Genomic DNA, 15,317 nt, shown 5'->3' on the forward strand with positions numbered 1-15,317 from the left:
CGCAAGTAGTCGCCGCCTCACGATCCCTCGGAGGCGGCCGATTGTACGGCCCTGGGTCTCGTGCCACTGTGTCCCAACCACAGGCCACGGAGATACCGCCATGAGCCGCCCAATCGCATTGCTGATATTGATGTCCGTCGCATCGACCGCCTTCGCGATGGATCAAACCACCCAACCCCCGCCCAGCTCCACCGAGCCCAGCGCCGCCTCGACTCCCCACCAGCAGCAGGCCATGCACGATCAGATGATGAAGGACTGCATGAAGAAGGAACATCAGAAGGATTCGTCCATGTCCAAGGACCAGCTGAAGAAATATTGCCAGGACCAGATGAAGATGAAGGAGCAGCCGAACGGCTGACTCTGTAGGAACTGCGGCGCCCGGATCTAAACGGCGCGAGTCCGGGCGTCAGGGCGTCCGTGCGCTCAGTCGTGAGCTTGCACTTCGCAAACCCTCCAGGATGCGCGTAGCAACGGCATCTGGAAACCCCTTGGGAATCAGCGCCGCGACCGTGTCGATGACGCGCGGAGTTGTATCGACCAGCTCCTGAATCAACGTATCGAAAGCGTTGGACATGCCGGTTTTGCGCGCGGTCTCCTGCCAGTGTCGATACAAAATCGAATCCCAAAGGTAGTGCCGATTCCTGCCGTCTACCGCCATCGCCATTTTCACTTTCTTTGGCGAGAGCTTTCCGGTGGAGGTTCCGAGCACGGGATACGCTGAGAGAATGTCGTATCGCGGAGTGAGACGATAGGCGCCTGCGGGCTCGAGGAAGATGCTGAAGTTTTTCGCATGGCCGTCGATGGCACACAGCATCCAGAACAGTATCTGTGTTTTGAAAAAGTCTTTGCGATCGTTCTGCGCGTTCGATGAGCCAAGCAATAGATCCATGATGACTCGTATGCCGGGTCCGCCATCGACTTCATATTTCCGATCGCCGGGTAAGCCGGTCGCCTGGCACATGTCCTCTTGCGGCAGACGGATGATCCACGAGCGGTCCATGGAAAAGCGACGATCGAAGCGTTCCACGACGAGGACGCGATACTCGCCAAACTGATCTATCCAGCAGTGCGAGACGGGCACACCGTAGGCTTTCAGAATCTGTGCGCACAGCCATTCATTCTCGACGGAGGTCGTGAGGTCGATGCCGCCGCCGCCGGTTCCCAGGGGGAGTTTGAGAATGTGTGTCGTAGGTGTCGTGCCCCCGGCACGCATCCATTTTCCCTCGAGTTGCAGCAGCGCTGTTTTTTCCTGAGCGCCGGCCAGCGAGATTCTGAAGTCATCGTCTTCGGCCTGACTGCCCGGTAATGCACGCAGCATCATCGAGAGTTGCTGGGAGACTTGAGTCGGAGATAGTGGTTCCGCCGTAATGGTCCGAACATTGGGAGGAGCGCTGTCCTCCGGTAACAGCTGGATGGCGCCCACGCAATCGCGTCCGATCTCCATCAGCAGATCGAAAGCACCGGTGGTGGCGGTTTCGAAGCGCCGCTGCAGTCGCTGACGAATACGTTGATTGTCGGGAAGCAGGTTATCGAAGAAGGCGGCGACCCGAGGTCCTTTGAACGGCTCGGGTTGTAGCACCATCGATAGCGATAGAGGACGAGCGTCCTCGGTCGCGAGCCACTCCTCGGCGTATACAAATTCGTCGGGGCGGCCCGGATGAGACGTCCATGTTCCTACGCGCTCTCCATTCATCCAGACGCCGAGGTCCCGCCGCGAAGACGGCCGCGGCATGAGCTACCACTCCCTCGGTTTTTGGGTACGTGCGGACTTGCCTCCGCGCTTCTTGTCGCGGATGACCAGTTCGAGATTCAGTGCGGAAAGCATCTTGTAGAGGGTTTCCACGCTGGTCCGTGCACCGATGTTTTCCAAGGAAGAGACAGTTTTCTGTTTCACGCCAACGCTAGATGCCGCACTTGTCTGCGACAGCCCCCGTCGGATACGAGCGCTTTTGAGAGCAGCACCAAGTTGGGCTGGGGTTCTCGCGACGACGTCCATCGGCAGCTCCTATAGGGTATAGGGGAATTTATACCCTATGGGTGATAAAGGCAATTTACCCCCTATAGGGTATATCTCGACGGTATACCCTATAGGGTGTAAACAGGTTGGAGACCTGAAGCTACAACGCGCTGTCCGGCGCCCCGTCCAGCAGCTTCTGCTCCCGAGACAGCCGTACCGCATCCCGGCGCGAGTTGACGCCGAGTTTTTCGTAGAGCGACTTCAGATGATATTTGACGGTGTTCGGCGAGATCTTCAGCAGGCGAGCGATTTCTTTGTTGGTATAGCCCTGGTCCAGATGCTTGAGCGTCGACAGCTCCGGGCCGCTTAGCAGGGTCGACTCGCGGCTCTGGGCTGAGTGGCGTTCCAGGGATTTGCGCAAGCGGCGAAGGAAATTTTCGCGGAAGCGGTCCGTGTGGCGCATCGTGCTCTGGCGGGCGTCGATGGTGGCGGACAGGCTGATGAAGCGCCAGCAATCCAGGAAAGGGCCGATGAAGCCCTGGAACATCGACATGCTCACCGCTTCGTCGAAACGGGCAATCGCCGGTTCGGGCTCTTTCGCCAGACGATGAGCGTGAGCCGCGAGGATACAGAGCGTGATCAGCAGCCGGCCGTGGCCGTGTTGTCGAGCCCAACGCTCGGTGCTCTCGATTTCAGACAACGCGGCGACATGATCGCCGCTGCATAGATAGATCTTCGCGAGACACACCGACGCGGCGAGCGCTACGTGGCGATAAGCGGGAATCTCTTCCTTCATCGCCGCCGCCATCTCACGAATTCCGATATCCTGGCCACGCTGACTGGCGGCATCGTTCCGGCCGGCGTGAATCAACGCCTCGACTTCATAAATATCTGCCAGCATCTGCAGCTGCTTCAGATGACGCCGATCGGCAATCGTCCGCATCCGAGCAATCAGTCGCTCTGCCTCCGCCGGGCTCCGGCCGAACGCAGCGCGAATAGCCGTGCAAAATCCGGATGCGTAGATCTCGAACCAACCGTCGGACTGCTCCATATGAGGCAGCGCCCAATCGAGCAGCGCCATCGCTTCATCGATCGCATCACGCTCGAACAACGTCTCTGCTTGATACACAGCGCAGTTCGCGGCCAGATCGGATCGGGGCCCGTAGGCGTGATGAATATCCGCGGCCGCTTCTTTCAAAACAATTTGAGCTTCGTCCAACCGGCCCTGCGCGAGCCGGATCCGCGCTTCGAGCAGGCGAGCAAACATTTCGCCATAAAGCGAACCGAGCGCCCGATGATGCTCACGCGCACGTCGGGTAGGCTCGAGCGCACGCTCGAGCCAGCCGCAATCGCAATAGCGTTCGCCCAACGACTCGCACACATTGGCGAGCATCAGATGATCGTTCGACGGCAAGCTGAGAATCAGCGCCTCTTTCGCGAGCAAATCCTCGCGCTTCACCGGCGCGTTCTCGTATTCCGAAAGCACCTCGCCGACCAGGTTCACCTCGGTCCACAAATCCGGCGACAGACTGGCGCGATCCACCGAGTTACGGAACAAATCGTAGCTGGTGCGCGCCGTCGTCATTTCGCCTTGCTTGATCAGGCGATACACATTGGCCAGCGTGAGGCGCGGATAGCGCGCGATGGTCGCACTGGAAACATGAGTGAGGCCGGCGAGCAGCGTCTCCATTCTTCCTTCCGGAATCATGCGCCAGCCGCCGGCGTCATCGAGAATGACGGCCAGAAACTCTTCGTCCGCCGCCCCGATAGCGTGAGCCACAGCCTCCGCCACCTGTCCGTGCGAGCTGAACCAATTCGCCGCCTGGCGATGCAGCTGTCGAAACAGCGCCGGATCGCGGCGTGCGAGCCGGTCGCGCAGGATCTGAGCGAACAGCTGGTGATAGCGATAGGTGAGGTGCTGCGCGTCCAGCGGCATCAGAAACAGATGCTGCTTCTCCAATTGCTCCAGCATCATCTGTCCATCAACACGCCCGCACAGCAGATTGACCAGATCGCCATTCAGCCGCTCGAGAATCGCGGTCCGCGTGATGATGTTTTCAATCTCTGGCGGCAGACTCGCCAGCACTTGTTCGGAGAGATAGCTCGCCAGCTCCCACGCCGGCCCGGAAAAATTGGCGATCAGCTCCGCGTGGTCGCAGCCTTTGCGTAACGACAAGGCGGTCATCTGGAGCGCGATGGGCCAACCTTCGGTGCGCTTCACCAGCCGCGCGATATCGTCACCGGCAAGCTGCTCGGACGCCGCGCGGTTCAGCAGCACCTGCGCTTCGTCGAGCGTGAACTTGAGATCGTCGACGCCGATCTCGAGCAGATCCTCATTCGCCGCGAGCACCGCCTGTCCGAGCTTCGGGTAATCGCGTGAGGCGATTACAACATGCAGCCGAGCGGGCGCGAGCTTGATCAAGCCGCGCATGAAATGCAGCACGTCCTCGCTTTCGGCGCGATGGAAGTCATCGAGGATCAGAACCGTATCGCGTTCAGCGAGCGACAGTCGGTTGACGATGGCGGACAGCGCGGCGCGAGTCGGCATGCTTTCGCCGCTGGTGCCGCCGCCGATCGCGACCATGAGGTATTCGGCGAACCGGGCCGCGTCGGACTCTTCTTCTTCCAGGGTGAGCCAGGCGACCTCGACCCCGCGCTCCACCAGCAGCCGATGCCACTGAGACAGCAAGCTGGTCTTGCCGTAGCCCGCGGGCGCGTGCACGAGCGTGAGCCGGCGGGTGACCACGTCGGCCAGGCGTTGAATCAGCAGATCGCGCGGCACGTGCTGGCTAGGCCGGGCCGAGGGCGCGGTCTTGGTGAGTATCGGATCACCGAGGCTGTTCACGGGGTGCCATGGTAAAGGTCTGGGAGCTCGGCCGAGCATAGCAAATCAATCGCGCTAACCATCGCAAGCGCTCCGACTGCCCACCGGCACCAGAAGTCCTACCCGTCTTAGCGCTGGGCGGGCGGATGCGCCCACGTAGACTGCCGCCCATGCGATTGGGTATCGATGTAGGGGGCACGAATACGGACGCCGTTCTGGTTTCAGGACGGACCGTATTGGCCTCGGCAAAACGGCCGACCACCGGCGACGTCAGCAGCGGCATTGTGAGCGCAACTCGCGCCGTGCTCGATGCTGCCGCCGTTCAGGCGTCGGAAATTGAAGGCGTGATGATCGGCACCACGCACTTCGTAAATGCACTGGTTGAGCGCAAAGGGCTGCTCGGCGTCGGCGTACTGCGCCTGGCGGGTGCGGCCGGCGAAGCGCTGCCGCCGATGAGCGGCTGGCCGGAGGATTTGAAGCGTTGTATCGGCGGCGTGAGCTTTCAGCTGCCCGGCGGCTACGAGTTCGACGGCCAGGAGAACACGGCGTTCAATGAGAATGCGGTTCGTAACGCGGCTCTGCAATTGCGTCGGAAGGGACTGCAATCCATCGCCATCTCGTGCGTGTTCTCGCCCATCAACCGCTCGATGGAGCAGCGGGCGGCGGCGCTCGTCAAAGAAGTCGCACCGGAAATTTCGGTTACCGTGTCGAGCGCGTTGGGACGGATCGGATTTCTGGAGCGTGAGAACGCCACCATTTTGAATGCCTCGCTGTCGCGAATGGCTCGGCATGTGATGGCATCCTTCACCACCGCATTCTCGGACATGGGCATTCGCGCGCCGCTCTACGTCAGCCAGAACGACGGCACATTGATCTCCGCCAAATACGCCGCGCAGTATCCGGTACTCACATTGGGCTCCGGCCCGACCAACAGCATGCGAGGCGCTGCGTTTCTGACTGGCATTCAAGACGCCATCGTGATGGATGTCGGTGGCACGACGACGGACATCGGCGCGCTGGTGAACGGGTTTCCGCGCGAATCTTCCATCGCGGTCAACATCGGCGGCGTGCGCACGAACTTCCGCATGCCCGACATCCTGTCGATCGGATTGGGCGGCGGCACGCGCATCAATCTCGACGCCGAGGGCCGGCTGCTCGCGATCGGTCCGGATTCCGTGGGCTACCGTCTATCGGAAGAAGGGTATTTGTTCGGCGGCTCGACCCTCACCGCCAGCGATATCGCAGTGAAGGCGGGACTGGCGCGCTTCGGCAACCCTGAAAAAATCCCGTCGCTCCGTCAAGGCGTGACCGAACAGATCCTCGCACGCTTCCGCGCCATCTTCGAAGACGGCATCGATCGCATGAAGACCGCGGCGGCCGATGTGCCCGTCGTGCTCGTCGGCGGCGGCAGCATCCTCGTCCCGCCTGAACTGAAAGGCGCGTCGAAAGTGATCAAGCCGGAGCATGCATCGGTAGCGAATGCAGTGGGCGCCGCCATCGCTCAGGTCGGTGCGGAAGTCGATCGCATCGTGGCCTACGACAATCAAAATCGCGACGAAGCGCTCCAACAGATCGAACGGGAAGCAGCGGAGCGCGCCATCGCCGCCGGTGCCGACGCCCGGACGGTGCGACTCGTCGACGTCGAAGAAACGTATCTTTCTTATCTTCCCGGCAACACGGTGCAGCTGCGCGCGAAGGTGGTCGGAGATCTGGCGGTGAGTGCCGCATGAACGCATCCCCCAAACTCAAAGGCAAAACGCTGACCCTCGAGGACGTCGCCGATCTGGCGCGTGGCTGTGCATTCCTGGGCTCGGGCGGCGGCGGCGATCCGCACACGGCGTTCATGGAGATCGAAGCGGCGCTGGCTGACGGCGATGTCGTCGAGCTCATCGATGTAGCGTCGTTGCCCGACGATGCCTTCCTCGCACCGTGCGGCTGGATCGGCGCACCGACGATTTCAGCGGAGAAACTGCCGAGCGGACGCGAAGCGTTGCAAGGTCTGCGCAGGTTGGAAGCGATTTCCGGTCGGCGTGTGGATGCAGTGCTGCCCGTCGAAGTCGGCGGAAGTAACGGACTCGCGGCGCTGGTGCTCGCGCTCAGGGCGGGCGTTCCAGTCGTGGACTGCGACGGCATGGGTCGCGCCTTCCCCGAATCGCAAATGGTGATCTTCAATATCCGCGGTCAGAAGGCGTGTCCCGCCATCCTCACCGACGACAAGGGCAATTGCGTGGTGCTCGAGACTGTCGACAACGTGAGCGAAGAGCGTTTAGCTCGCTCGGTCGCGGTCACGCTCGGGGGCTCCTGTCATCTCATCGAATACTCGGCGTTCGCTCACGAAATGAAGGCGAACGCACTACGAGGCACGATCTCCGACGCGCTCGCCATCGGCAGAAGCATTCGTATCGCGCGCGAAGCCGGACGTGATCCCTTCGAAGCGTTGTTCCAGGCGCTGAAGTCGTCGCGACAGTTCGACAAAGCCGGCGTGCTGTTCGATGGCAAGATCGTCGATCTGAAACGCGAGACTCGCAACGGATTCTCCGTCGGCCGCGCGGTGATCGATGCCTTCGGCGGCGGTGACCGCATGGAGGTGGAATTCAAGAACGAGAATTTGATCGCGCGCTTGAACGGTGAAGTGCGTGCGCTGGTGCCCGACATCATCAGCATTCTCGACCGCGAGACCGCCGAGACCATCGTCACCGAATGTTTGAAATACGGGCAGCGAGTGAAGGTCGTCGGAGCGAGCGCTCCGCAGGCGCTGTGCTCGCCACAATCTTTGGCCGTGCTGGGACCCGATGCTTTCGGATTGCCCGGACCCTATCGCTCGATCGCAGAGCTCAACGGATGGTAGTGATGTTTACATCGACCCATGGTTAGCGCCGTCAACGAACCCAAGACCACCGAGCACTTCGCCAACGCGCCGGTGCCGGAGAGCGAAACCGTCGGCGGCTGGCGAGTCGCGCTCATCTTGATCGGGTTCGCGATCTCACTGCCGAGCTTTCTCAGCAGTGCACAGATCTCGGCGGCGCTGGGCATGCGCGATGCGGTGTTCGTGGGATTCGTCGCCGGACTGATCCTGTGCGCGATGGGATGCCTCACCTCCCTGGTCAGCGTTCGCACGCGGCTCACCACTTATCTGCTCGTACAACGATCGTTCGGCATCCGGGGCGCCGCGCTGGTGAACATCGCGATCGCCTTCGTGCACTTCGGCTGGTTCGGCGTGAACGCGGCGTTCTTCGGTGACGCGATGGTGGCCGGCACGCAGGAAGTGCTGGGCGTCTCGGGCCCGTTCGCGGCCTTCGTAATCGTCGGCGGTCTGCTCATGGCGATCACGACGATCTATGGCTTCCGTGCGCTGGACCGATTGGCGTTGTTTGCTGTGCCCATCCTTGCACTGATCTTGGGCGCGGTGGTGGTCATGGCGGTGCGTCGCTACGGCGTCGTGTCCGCGCCCGATCCGACACCGCCGGAGCCGATGACCTTTGGTATCGCGCTGTCTGCATTGATCGGCGGCAACATGCTGACGGTCGCGGCGATGCCCGATCTCACGCGCTACATCCGTTCGGCTCGCGAATCCATCCTGGGCATGGTGCTGTCATTTCCTGTGGCGACACCGCTGCTCACATTGGCCGCCGCCATCCCGGTGCTGGCGACCAGCGAGATCGACATCATGAAGCTGATCATCGGCTTCGGCCTCGGCGTACCGGCGCTGCTGGTGCTGATTCTTTCCACCTGGACCATCAATTCCGCGAATCTCTATTCGGCCAGTCTTAGTCTCACCGCGACATTCCCTAAAGTTCCGCAGTGGAAGTTCACGATCGTCGCAGGCCTGCTGGGCTCGCTGATCGCGGTCGCCGGCATTCTCGATGCGTTCGTGTCGTTCCTGTTGTTGCTCGGCGCCATCATTCCGCCGATCGCAGCCATCTACGTCATCGACGCCTTCCGTTCCCGTAGTTCGCCAGGGCCGGTGAACTGGCCCGCCATCGTGACCTGGGCGGTGTCGGCTGGCATCGCGTTGCTGGCCAATTCCGGCTACTTCACGTTGACCACCGTGCCCGCCCTCGATGCAACGCTCGCCGCGTCATTGATTTACGGCATTTGGTCGCGGGTAGGCCGCAACGCGCGGTGGGTAGTGGACTAGCCACCGTCGGCTTCGACGCCCTACCTTCCATCGCAACGCTGGCGATATTTCCAAAGATCAGCATGGGGAGTGAAGGATGAACAAGATTTCTACGGCCGTTGCCTGCGCGCTGGCGCTCGCTTCGGCACAGCGAGCACAGGCCGCCGAGAGCGAAACGCTCGAGGAAGTGACAGTCCTCGCGGATCGCGCCGGTGCCGCGACCAAAACAGACACACTGATCGTCGAGATTCCACAATCCATCAGTGTCGTCACCGCCGAGCAAATCATGGAGCGCGGCGCGACCAGCTATCAGGAAGTGTTTCGTTATTCCGCCGGCGTGGCCACCGAGCTTTCCGGCGGCGACACACGGTCGGATTACTTCGCGGCTCGCGGCTTCGCCCTGAAACAATATCTGGACGGGCTGAACAAAACGCCGAAGGGTTTGTACGGCTCGACCACCGAAGTGTTCACTCTCGAGCGAGCGGAAGTGCTGCGCGGCCCATCGGCCGTGTTGTACGGCGCCGGCAGCTCGGGCGGCTTGTTGAACGCAGTCAGCAAACGACCGCAGTTCACCGCGGGCGGCGAGATCGGCCTGCAGCTCGGCAACCGGGATCGCAAACAATTGCAGGTGGATTTCACGGGGCCGCTGGGCGACGACTTCGCCGCACGTTTCGTCGGCGTCGTGCGCGACGGCGATCTGATGTGGGAAGGGCAGGCGAATGACAAGTACGTCGCGATGCCGTCCTTCACCTGGAAGCCAGGCGAGAATACCGACGTGACGCTGATCGGCTTGTATCAGAAGGAAGATATGGGCACGCAGACCTATCTGCCCATGTCCAAGACCCTGCAGGCCAACGCCAGCAATCCGAAAATTCCCATCGACTTCTTCGTCGGCGAGCCGGACTTCAATCACATGAAGACCGACCAGTACGCCGTCACGTTGCTGGTGAACCATCGCTTCAACGATCTGGTCGCGGTGTCGAGCAGCACGCGTTACCTGGATCAGAAGGTGGACTACGGCGAGGTGTATCCGACCTTCAACTACGGCGTCGATACGTTCATCGATCCGCAGCGCACGACATTGACCCGCGCGTTCTATCTGCTCGATGACTCGTACACCATCGTCAATTCCGACAATCACGCCCAGTTCGATTTCGAGACCGGCCCGCTGAGTCACAAAATCCTGGTCGGCATCGACTACACCTTGTTCGAGCAGGATCGTCGCGAAGGCTATTCCTGCGTCTTCTACTATCCGGGCTGCTTCCAGCAGATGACCATCCCGCTGAACGTCTACAACCCGGTGTACGGGCAGTCGTTCAACTACGGCTACAGCAACGCGTTCGACAGCCGCAGCACGCAGCTGGGCGTGTATCTGCAGGATCAAATGAAAGTGGGCGACCGCGTTTCATTCGTGCTCGGCGTGCGCCGTGACCGCGCCACGTCCGAGGCGACCCTCAGTCCGAAGGACACGATCGACGCGACCACGTTCAAGGTCGGTGTGATCGCCGAAGTGTTCAAAGGCTTCTCGCCGTTCGCGAGCTACTCCGAATCGTTCTCGCCGATCTTCGGCGGCGACTTCTACGGCAACCCCTACAAGCCGCAGGAAGGCGAGCAGTACGAAGTCGGTATCAAGTGGCAGCCGCTGCGGAACAGCCTGATCACCGCGACCTACTTCGACATCGAGGACAGCAACTTCCTGACCAGCGATCCGACCAACCTGCAGAACTTCGTCCAGAGCGGCGTGATCGGTTCCAAGGGTGTCGAGCTGGAAGCGGAAGTCAGCTTCGACATGGGCCTGCGTGTCAACGCCAGCTGGAGCTACACCAACGCCGAAGTGCTCAAAGGCACGTCGTCGCATCCCGCCGGCGATCGCATCGAAGATCTGCCCAACCATCTGGCGTCGCTGTGGCTGAGTCAGATGCTGTACGTCAACAACGACCTCACGATGCGCTTCGGTGCGGGCGTGCGTCGCGTGGGCGACAAGCTGGATTACTACCAGATCCAGAAGACGCCGGCGGTCACGCTGGTGGATGCGAGTGCCGAGGCCACTTACAAAGATTGGAGCCTGTCGCTCAACGTGAACAACGTGTCCGACAAGGAGTACTACGCCACCTGCGCCGCGTGGGCCGTGCCGTTCGAAGGCATGTGCACGCCGGGACAGACGCGCAGCATCCTCGGCACTGTGAGCAAGAAGTTCTAAGCAGGTGTGAACGCTTGATGAAAGTGCAAGTAACGCGGGTTCTGGTATTGGCGATTGCGGCTGTGGCGGCGGCGTGCTCGAAACACGAGCCGCCTGCCGCAAGCAGCGCCGCTGCGGATATCGTCCTCAAGAACGGTCATATCTATACCGTCGATCCCGCGTCACCGAGCGCGACCTGGATCGCTGTCAGTGGCGGGAAGATCGCCGCGCTCGGTAGCGGTGAAGCCACGAGCGCACTCATCGGGCCGAACACTCGCGTGGTCGATCTGCAAGGCCGGCTGGTGCTGCCGGCCTTTCACGATGCGCACACGCATCCGGTGTGGGGCGGTCTGAGTCACGCTGGCTGCAATCTCTACGACGGCAACTCGCCCGAGGATTATCAGAAGATCCTCGCGAAGTGCGCGGCCGACGAGCCGGGCGACGGCTGGATCTACGGCTCGGGTTGGAAAGATGGTTTGTTTCCTCCCGACGGCGTGCCGGACAAGAAGGTGCTGGACGCGGTCGTGTCGAATCGACCGGTGGCCTTCACGAACGTCGGCGGCCACGGCATTTGGGTGAACTCCAAAGCCCTCGAAGTCGCGGGCATCACGCGGGATACCAAAGATCCGCCGAACGGGCGCATCGATCGGGACAAGAAAGGCGAGCCCATCGGCTCGTTTCAGGAAGCGGCGGTGGAGTTGATCGTCAGCAAACTCCCGCCGCCCTCGGATAAAGCTCGCGAGCAGGCACTCGGCTATGCGCGAGATTACTTCAACAGCAACGGCATCGTCGGTTGGCATGACGCGCTCGTGCCGATTTCCGGCGACGAGCCGGGCCAGGCGATTCCGCCGGGCGTTCCGCAGACCTATGCCGAGATGGCCAAGAACGGCACCTTGAAGGGCCATGTTCGTTTGGCGCTCGCGTGGGACAAGAAGCGCGGCGTCGAACAGATTCCAGATTTGATCGCGGCCGCGGAGAAGCTTGCAGCGGCCGGTGTGCCTGCGAGATCGGTGAAGTTTCTGTTGGACGGCGTCCCGGCACAGCGAACGGCGGCACTCATCGAGCCGTACTCCGACATGCCGGGATTCAAAGGCGATCTGCACATCGATCCCGCAGTGTTGAAAGACGCAGTCACTCAACTCGATGCCGCGGACTTCCAGATTCATATCCATGCGATCGGCGATCAGGCGGTGCGAACTTCGTTGGACGCATTCACTGCAGCTCGCGAAAAAAACGGGGCAAAGGATCATCGTCACCTGCTGTCGCATGTGAATTTGATTGCCAAGGACGATCTGCCGCGCTTCAAGGATCTCGGTGTCGTCGTTGTCTTCCAGCCGCTGTGGGCCTGCATGGATGACTACATGGTCCTGGTGCGCGATCGCGTCGGGCCGGCTCGTATGGAACATATGTATCCGGTCATGAGCCTGCTGAAGGCCGGAGGAAAGGTCGCGTATGGATCGGACTGGCCGGTCGCGTCCGCCAATCCTTTGGAAGGCATCGAAGTCGCACTGACGCGGCTTGCTCCCGGCTCGACGGGTGGCGAGCTGTTGGCGCCCGACGAGCGCGTCACGCTCGAGCAAGCCATCGAGAGCTACACGATCGATTCGGCGTACGCCATGCATCTGGAGGATCGCAGCGGCTCGCTCGTGGCGGGCAAGAGCGCCGACCTGGTCGTGCTCGATCAGGATCTGTTCAAAATTCCGGCGAACCAGATCGCCAAAACCAAAGTGTTGTTGACGATGTTTGCTGGCGAAGCGGTGTATGGCGATCTGGATGTAGGGTCCGCGCCCGTCGCGAAAACGGCTTCGGTCGTGCTTGGCCGGACAGCTCATCGGGATTGACGCCATGAGTAGCACGGACAAGTGGGTCGAGTATCCGAAGCTCTTCATCGGTGGCGCGTGGGTTGAACCTGAAGACGGCGGCATGCTCGAGAGCATCGATCCGTCGACCGGCAGACCGTGGGCTCTCGTTGCGTATGGTGGCGCGAAGGACATCGACAAAGCAGTGGCCGCCGCGCGCAAAGCATTCGGGCCGTGGAGCCGGATGCCGGGGCATGAGCGTGCTGCGCTGATGCGTCGATTCGCCGATTTATACCGCGAGCGAGCGCCCGAACTGGCGGTGCTTGAGACTCGCGATAACGGACGTGCGCTCCGGGAATCGCGAGTGGATATTGGCGGTCACGCTACTGCGTATCACTGGTACGCATCGATGGCCGACAAGAACGCCGGCCGAACCATTCCGATCGACGACAGCGTGCACGCATTCACGACACGCGTGCCGGTCGGTGTCGTCGGTGCGATCACGCCTTGGAATGTGCCGATGATGGCGGCGATGTGGAAGCTCGGTCCGGCGCTGGCCGCGGGCTGCACCGTCGTATTGAAGCCCGCCGAGCAAACACCTGTGACTTCATTGGAGCTGGGCAAGCTGTTCGAGCAGGCTGGCTTTCCGCCGGGCGTCGTGAACATTGTGCCGGGCTACGGCAAAGGCGGCGCAGGCGAACGTCTCGTTCAACATCCCGATGTGAACAAGATTGCGTTCACCGGCGAAGGCACGACGGCTCAATCCATCCTGCGCGCCGGTGCGGATACGCTCAAACGTTTCACGTTCGAGCTCGGTGGCAAGGCGCCGCACATCATCTTCGCTGACGCCGACATCGAGCAGGCGCTGAACGCAGCGACTGGATCGGCCTGGGCGCTGTGCGGCCAAAGCTGCGCGTTGGGTTCGCGCGTTCTGGTCGAGCGACCCGTCTACGATCAGGTCGTTGCTGAATTCTCACGCCGCGCGAAGAAGGTGCGTGTCGGCATGCCGTTGCTGGAAAGCACGCACATGGGACCGCAGGCGCATTCCGAGCAGCTCACGAAGACGCTTTCATACATCGACATCGGTCGCAATGAAGGTGCCGAGCTGGTGGCCGGCGGACGCCGCTTGAGCGAAGGCGAGCTCGCCCGCGGATATTTCATCGAGCCGACGGTCTTCGCCAATGTTCGCAACGATATGCGTATCGCTCGCGAAGAAATCTTCGGTCCGGTCGCGGCGCTGATTCCATTCGATGGCGAGGACGAAGCCATCGCGATGGCCAATGACAGTTCCTATGGACTCGCGGCCGGGCTGTGGACGCGCGATGTCGGCCGATCGCTGCGCGTTTCATCGCGCATCGAAGCGGGCATCGTGTGGGTCAACACCTATCGGTTCATTCGCTGGTCCACACCGTACGGCGGCTTCAAGGCCAGCGGCTGGGGCCGCGAGAACGGACTCGAAGGATTCGATGCGTATCTGGAAACACGCACGACCGTCATCAGCACCGCCGGCCGCTTTCCGGATGCCTACGCTCAATAGAGCTCGATTGGTTTAGGGGGATTCATGCGCCTTGCAGGCAAACTCGCCGTCATCACCGCGGCTGCATCGGGAATGGGACGCGCGGGCGTCGAGCTGTTTTTGCGGGAAGGCGCCAAGGTCGCGGCTGTCGATATCAATGCTGGCGCGCTCGCGGATCTCGCCGGTTTGATGAAGCAGCAAGGTCACACCATCGAAACCGTGCAGGCCGATCTGTCTCGCACCGAAGATGCTCGCCGCTCGATCAATGAGGCTGCCGCGAAGCTCGGCGGTATCGATGTGTTGTGGGCACATGCTGGCATTCCCGGGCCTGCGAGCGTCGAAGGGTTGGATCTCGTCGAATACGATCGGGCGATCACGTTGAATGTGACTTCCGCGGTGCTCGGTGCGGGTGAAGTCATCGGGCACATGCGTAAGCGCGGTGGTGGCTCGCTGATCTTTACTGCGTCCGTTTCTGGCCTGGTCGGTTCGATGTTCAGTCCCATCTACTCGGCGGCCAAGTTCGCCGTCGTCGGCTTGACCAAATCATTGGCGCTGCGTTTCGCGGCCGACAACGTGCGCGTCAACGTCGTGTGCCCGGGGCTTGCGGATACGCCGATGAAAAGCGGCTTCACCGGTCGCTCCGGCGATCCCGCCGAGGCCGCTGCAAATCAGGCGCGATTGCTGACTAACGTGCCGATGGGGCGGCTGTGCAAGGCAGAGGAAGTGGCGCATGCCGCGCTGTGGCTCGCGTCGGACGATGCGTCGTTTGTGACTGGCGTGGCGCTGCCCATCGACGGGGGATTCACGGCGCGCTGATGAATGGATAGGGCAGCGACAGGGGGACTGACGCGTTGCTCGGAATTAGCAAACAAACCAAACGGGTGCTCGTCCATCGAGTGCTGGATGCGACCGCGCACGATAGGCG

General features: G+C 61.5%; 11 protein-coding genes. 8 read left to right on the forward strand and 3 right to left on the reverse strand.

The window, feature by feature from the left end; translation table 11 throughout:
* Nucleotides 1–100 precede the first annotated feature (100 nt).
* Nucleotides 101–358, forward strand: coding sequence for a hypothetical protein (locus tag ACFPN2_RS14515; RefSeq protein WP_380597684.1), 258 nt, complete (start codon nucleotides 101–103; stop codon nucleotides 356–358).
* A gap of 48 nt (nucleotides 359–406) precedes the next feature.
* On the opposite strand, the gene ACFPN2_RS14520 is transcribed toward ACFPN2_RS14515, so the two are convergent.
* The 3 genes from ACFPN2_RS14520 to ACFPN2_RS14530 form a co-directional block, all read right to left on the reverse strand.
* Entirely contained in the window at nucleotides 407–1,732 is a 1,326-nt protein-coding gene (locus ACFPN2_RS14520) for a type II toxin-antitoxin system HipA family toxin (RefSeq protein WP_380597685.1), read from the reverse strand.
* A 3-nt stretch (nucleotides 1,733–1,735) separates the two neighbouring features.
* A complete protein-coding gene (locus ACFPN2_RS14525) occupies nucleotides 1,736–1,996 on the reverse strand; it encodes a helix-turn-helix domain-containing protein (RefSeq protein ID WP_380597687.1) in 261 nt (86 codons plus the stop codon).
* A 121-nt stretch (nucleotides 1,997–2,117) separates the two neighbouring features.
* The gene (locus ACFPN2_RS14530; RefSeq protein ID WP_380597689.1) at nucleotides 2,118–4,802 is read right to left on the reverse strand and encodes a winged helix-turn-helix domain-containing protein; all 2,685 of its coding nucleotides are present in this window, start codon (nucleotides 4,800–4,802) and stop codon (nucleotides 2,118–2,120) included.
* Nucleotides 4,803–4,951: 149 nt separating this feature from the next.
* Between ACFPN2_RS14530 and ACFPN2_RS14535 the strand changes: the two genes are divergently transcribed.
* From ACFPN2_RS14535 to ACFPN2_RS14565, 7 genes are all read left to right on the forward strand, one after another.
* On the forward strand, nucleotides 4,952–6,511 hold the full coding sequence (locus ACFPN2_RS14535) for a hydantoinase/oxoprolinase N-terminal domain-containing protein (RefSeq protein WP_380600133.1): 1,560 nt from the start codon (nucleotides 4,952–4,954) through the stop codon (nucleotides 6,509–6,511).
* Nucleotides 6,508–7,629, forward strand: a complete 1,122-nt coding sequence (locus tag ACFPN2_RS14540; RefSeq protein WP_380597691.1) for a DUF917 domain-containing protein — start codon at nucleotides 6,508–6,510, stop codon at nucleotides 7,627–7,629. Before ACFPN2_RS14535 ends, ACFPN2_RS14540 begins: the two co-directional genes overlap by 4 nt.
* A gap of 18 nt (nucleotides 7,630–7,647) precedes the next feature.
* On the forward strand, nucleotides 7,648–8,919 hold the full coding sequence (locus ACFPN2_RS14545) for a cytosine permease (protein WP_380597693.1): 1,272 nt from the start codon (nucleotides 7,648–7,650) through the stop codon (nucleotides 8,917–8,919).
* Between the two features lie 76 nt (nucleotides 8,920–8,995).
* Nucleotides 8,996–11,098: a TonB-dependent siderophore receptor gene (locus tag ACFPN2_RS14550; RefSeq protein WP_380597695.1), complete on the forward strand. Its 2,103-nt coding sequence runs from the start codon at nucleotides 8,996–8,998 to the stop codon at nucleotides 11,096–11,098.
* A gap of 17 nt (nucleotides 11,099–11,115) precedes the next feature.
* Entirely contained in the window at nucleotides 11,116–12,918 is a 1,803-nt protein-coding gene (locus ACFPN2_RS14555; protein ID WP_380597697.1) for an amidohydrolase, read from the forward strand.
* Nucleotides 12,919–12,922: 4 nt separating this feature from the next.
* Nucleotides 12,923–14,413 carry an aldehyde dehydrogenase gene (locus ACFPN2_RS14560; RefSeq protein ID WP_380597699.1) on the forward strand — a complete coding sequence of 497 codons (1,491 nt, stop codon included), beginning with the start codon at nucleotides 12,923–12,925 and terminating at the stop codon, nucleotides 14,411–14,413.
* Nucleotides 14,414–14,437: 24 nt separating this feature from the next.
* Entirely contained in the window at nucleotides 14,438–15,208 is a 771-nt protein-coding gene (locus ACFPN2_RS14565; RefSeq protein WP_380597701.1) for an SDR family NAD(P)-dependent oxidoreductase, read from the forward strand.
* Nucleotides 15,209–15,317: the final 109 nt, after the last annotated feature.

It is taken from the genome of Steroidobacter flavus (genome assembly GCF_042651805.1).
Taxonomy (GTDB): domain Bacteria; phylum Pseudomonadota; class Gammaproteobacteria; order Steroidobacterales; family Steroidobacteraceae; genus Steroidobacter; species Steroidobacter flavus.

Coding starts and splice junctions, on each gene's coding strand:
- ACFPN2_RS14515 (WP_380597684.1), top strand. CDS start 101: ATGAGCCGCCCAATCGCATTGCTGATATTGATGTCCGTCGCATCGACC.
- ACFPN2_RS14520 (WP_380597685.1), bottom strand. CDS start 1,732: ATGCCGCGGCCGTCTTCGCGGCGGGACCTCGGCGTCTGGATGAATGGA.
- ACFPN2_RS14525 (WP_380597687.1), bottom strand. CDS start 1,996: ATGGACGTCGTCGCGAGAACCCCAGCCCAACTTGGTGCTGCTCTCAAA.
- ACFPN2_RS14535 (WP_380600133.1), top strand. CDS start 4,952: ATGCGATTGGGTATCGATGTAGGGGGCACGAATACGGACGCCGTTCTG.
- ACFPN2_RS14540 (WP_380597691.1), top strand. CDS start 6,508: ATGAACGCATCCCCCAAACTCAAAGGCAAAACGCTGACCCTCGAGGAC.
- ACFPN2_RS14545 (WP_380597693.1), top strand. CDS start 7,648: ATGGTTAGCGCCGTCAACGAACCCAAGACCACCGAGCACTTCGCCAAC.
- ACFPN2_RS14550 (WP_380597695.1), top strand. CDS start 8,996: ATGAACAAGATTTCTACGGCCGTTGCCTGCGCGCTGGCGCTCGCTTCG.
- ACFPN2_RS14555 (WP_380597697.1), top strand. CDS start 11,116: ATGAAAGTGCAAGTAACGCGGGTTCTGGTATTGGCGATTGCGGCTGTG.
- ACFPN2_RS14560 (WP_380597699.1), top strand. CDS start 12,923: ATGAGTAGCACGGACAAGTGGGTCGAGTATCCGAAGCTCTTCATCGGT.
- ACFPN2_RS14565 (WP_380597701.1), top strand. CDS start 14,438: ATGCGCCTTGCAGGCAAACTCGCCGTCATCACCGCGGCTGCATCGGGA.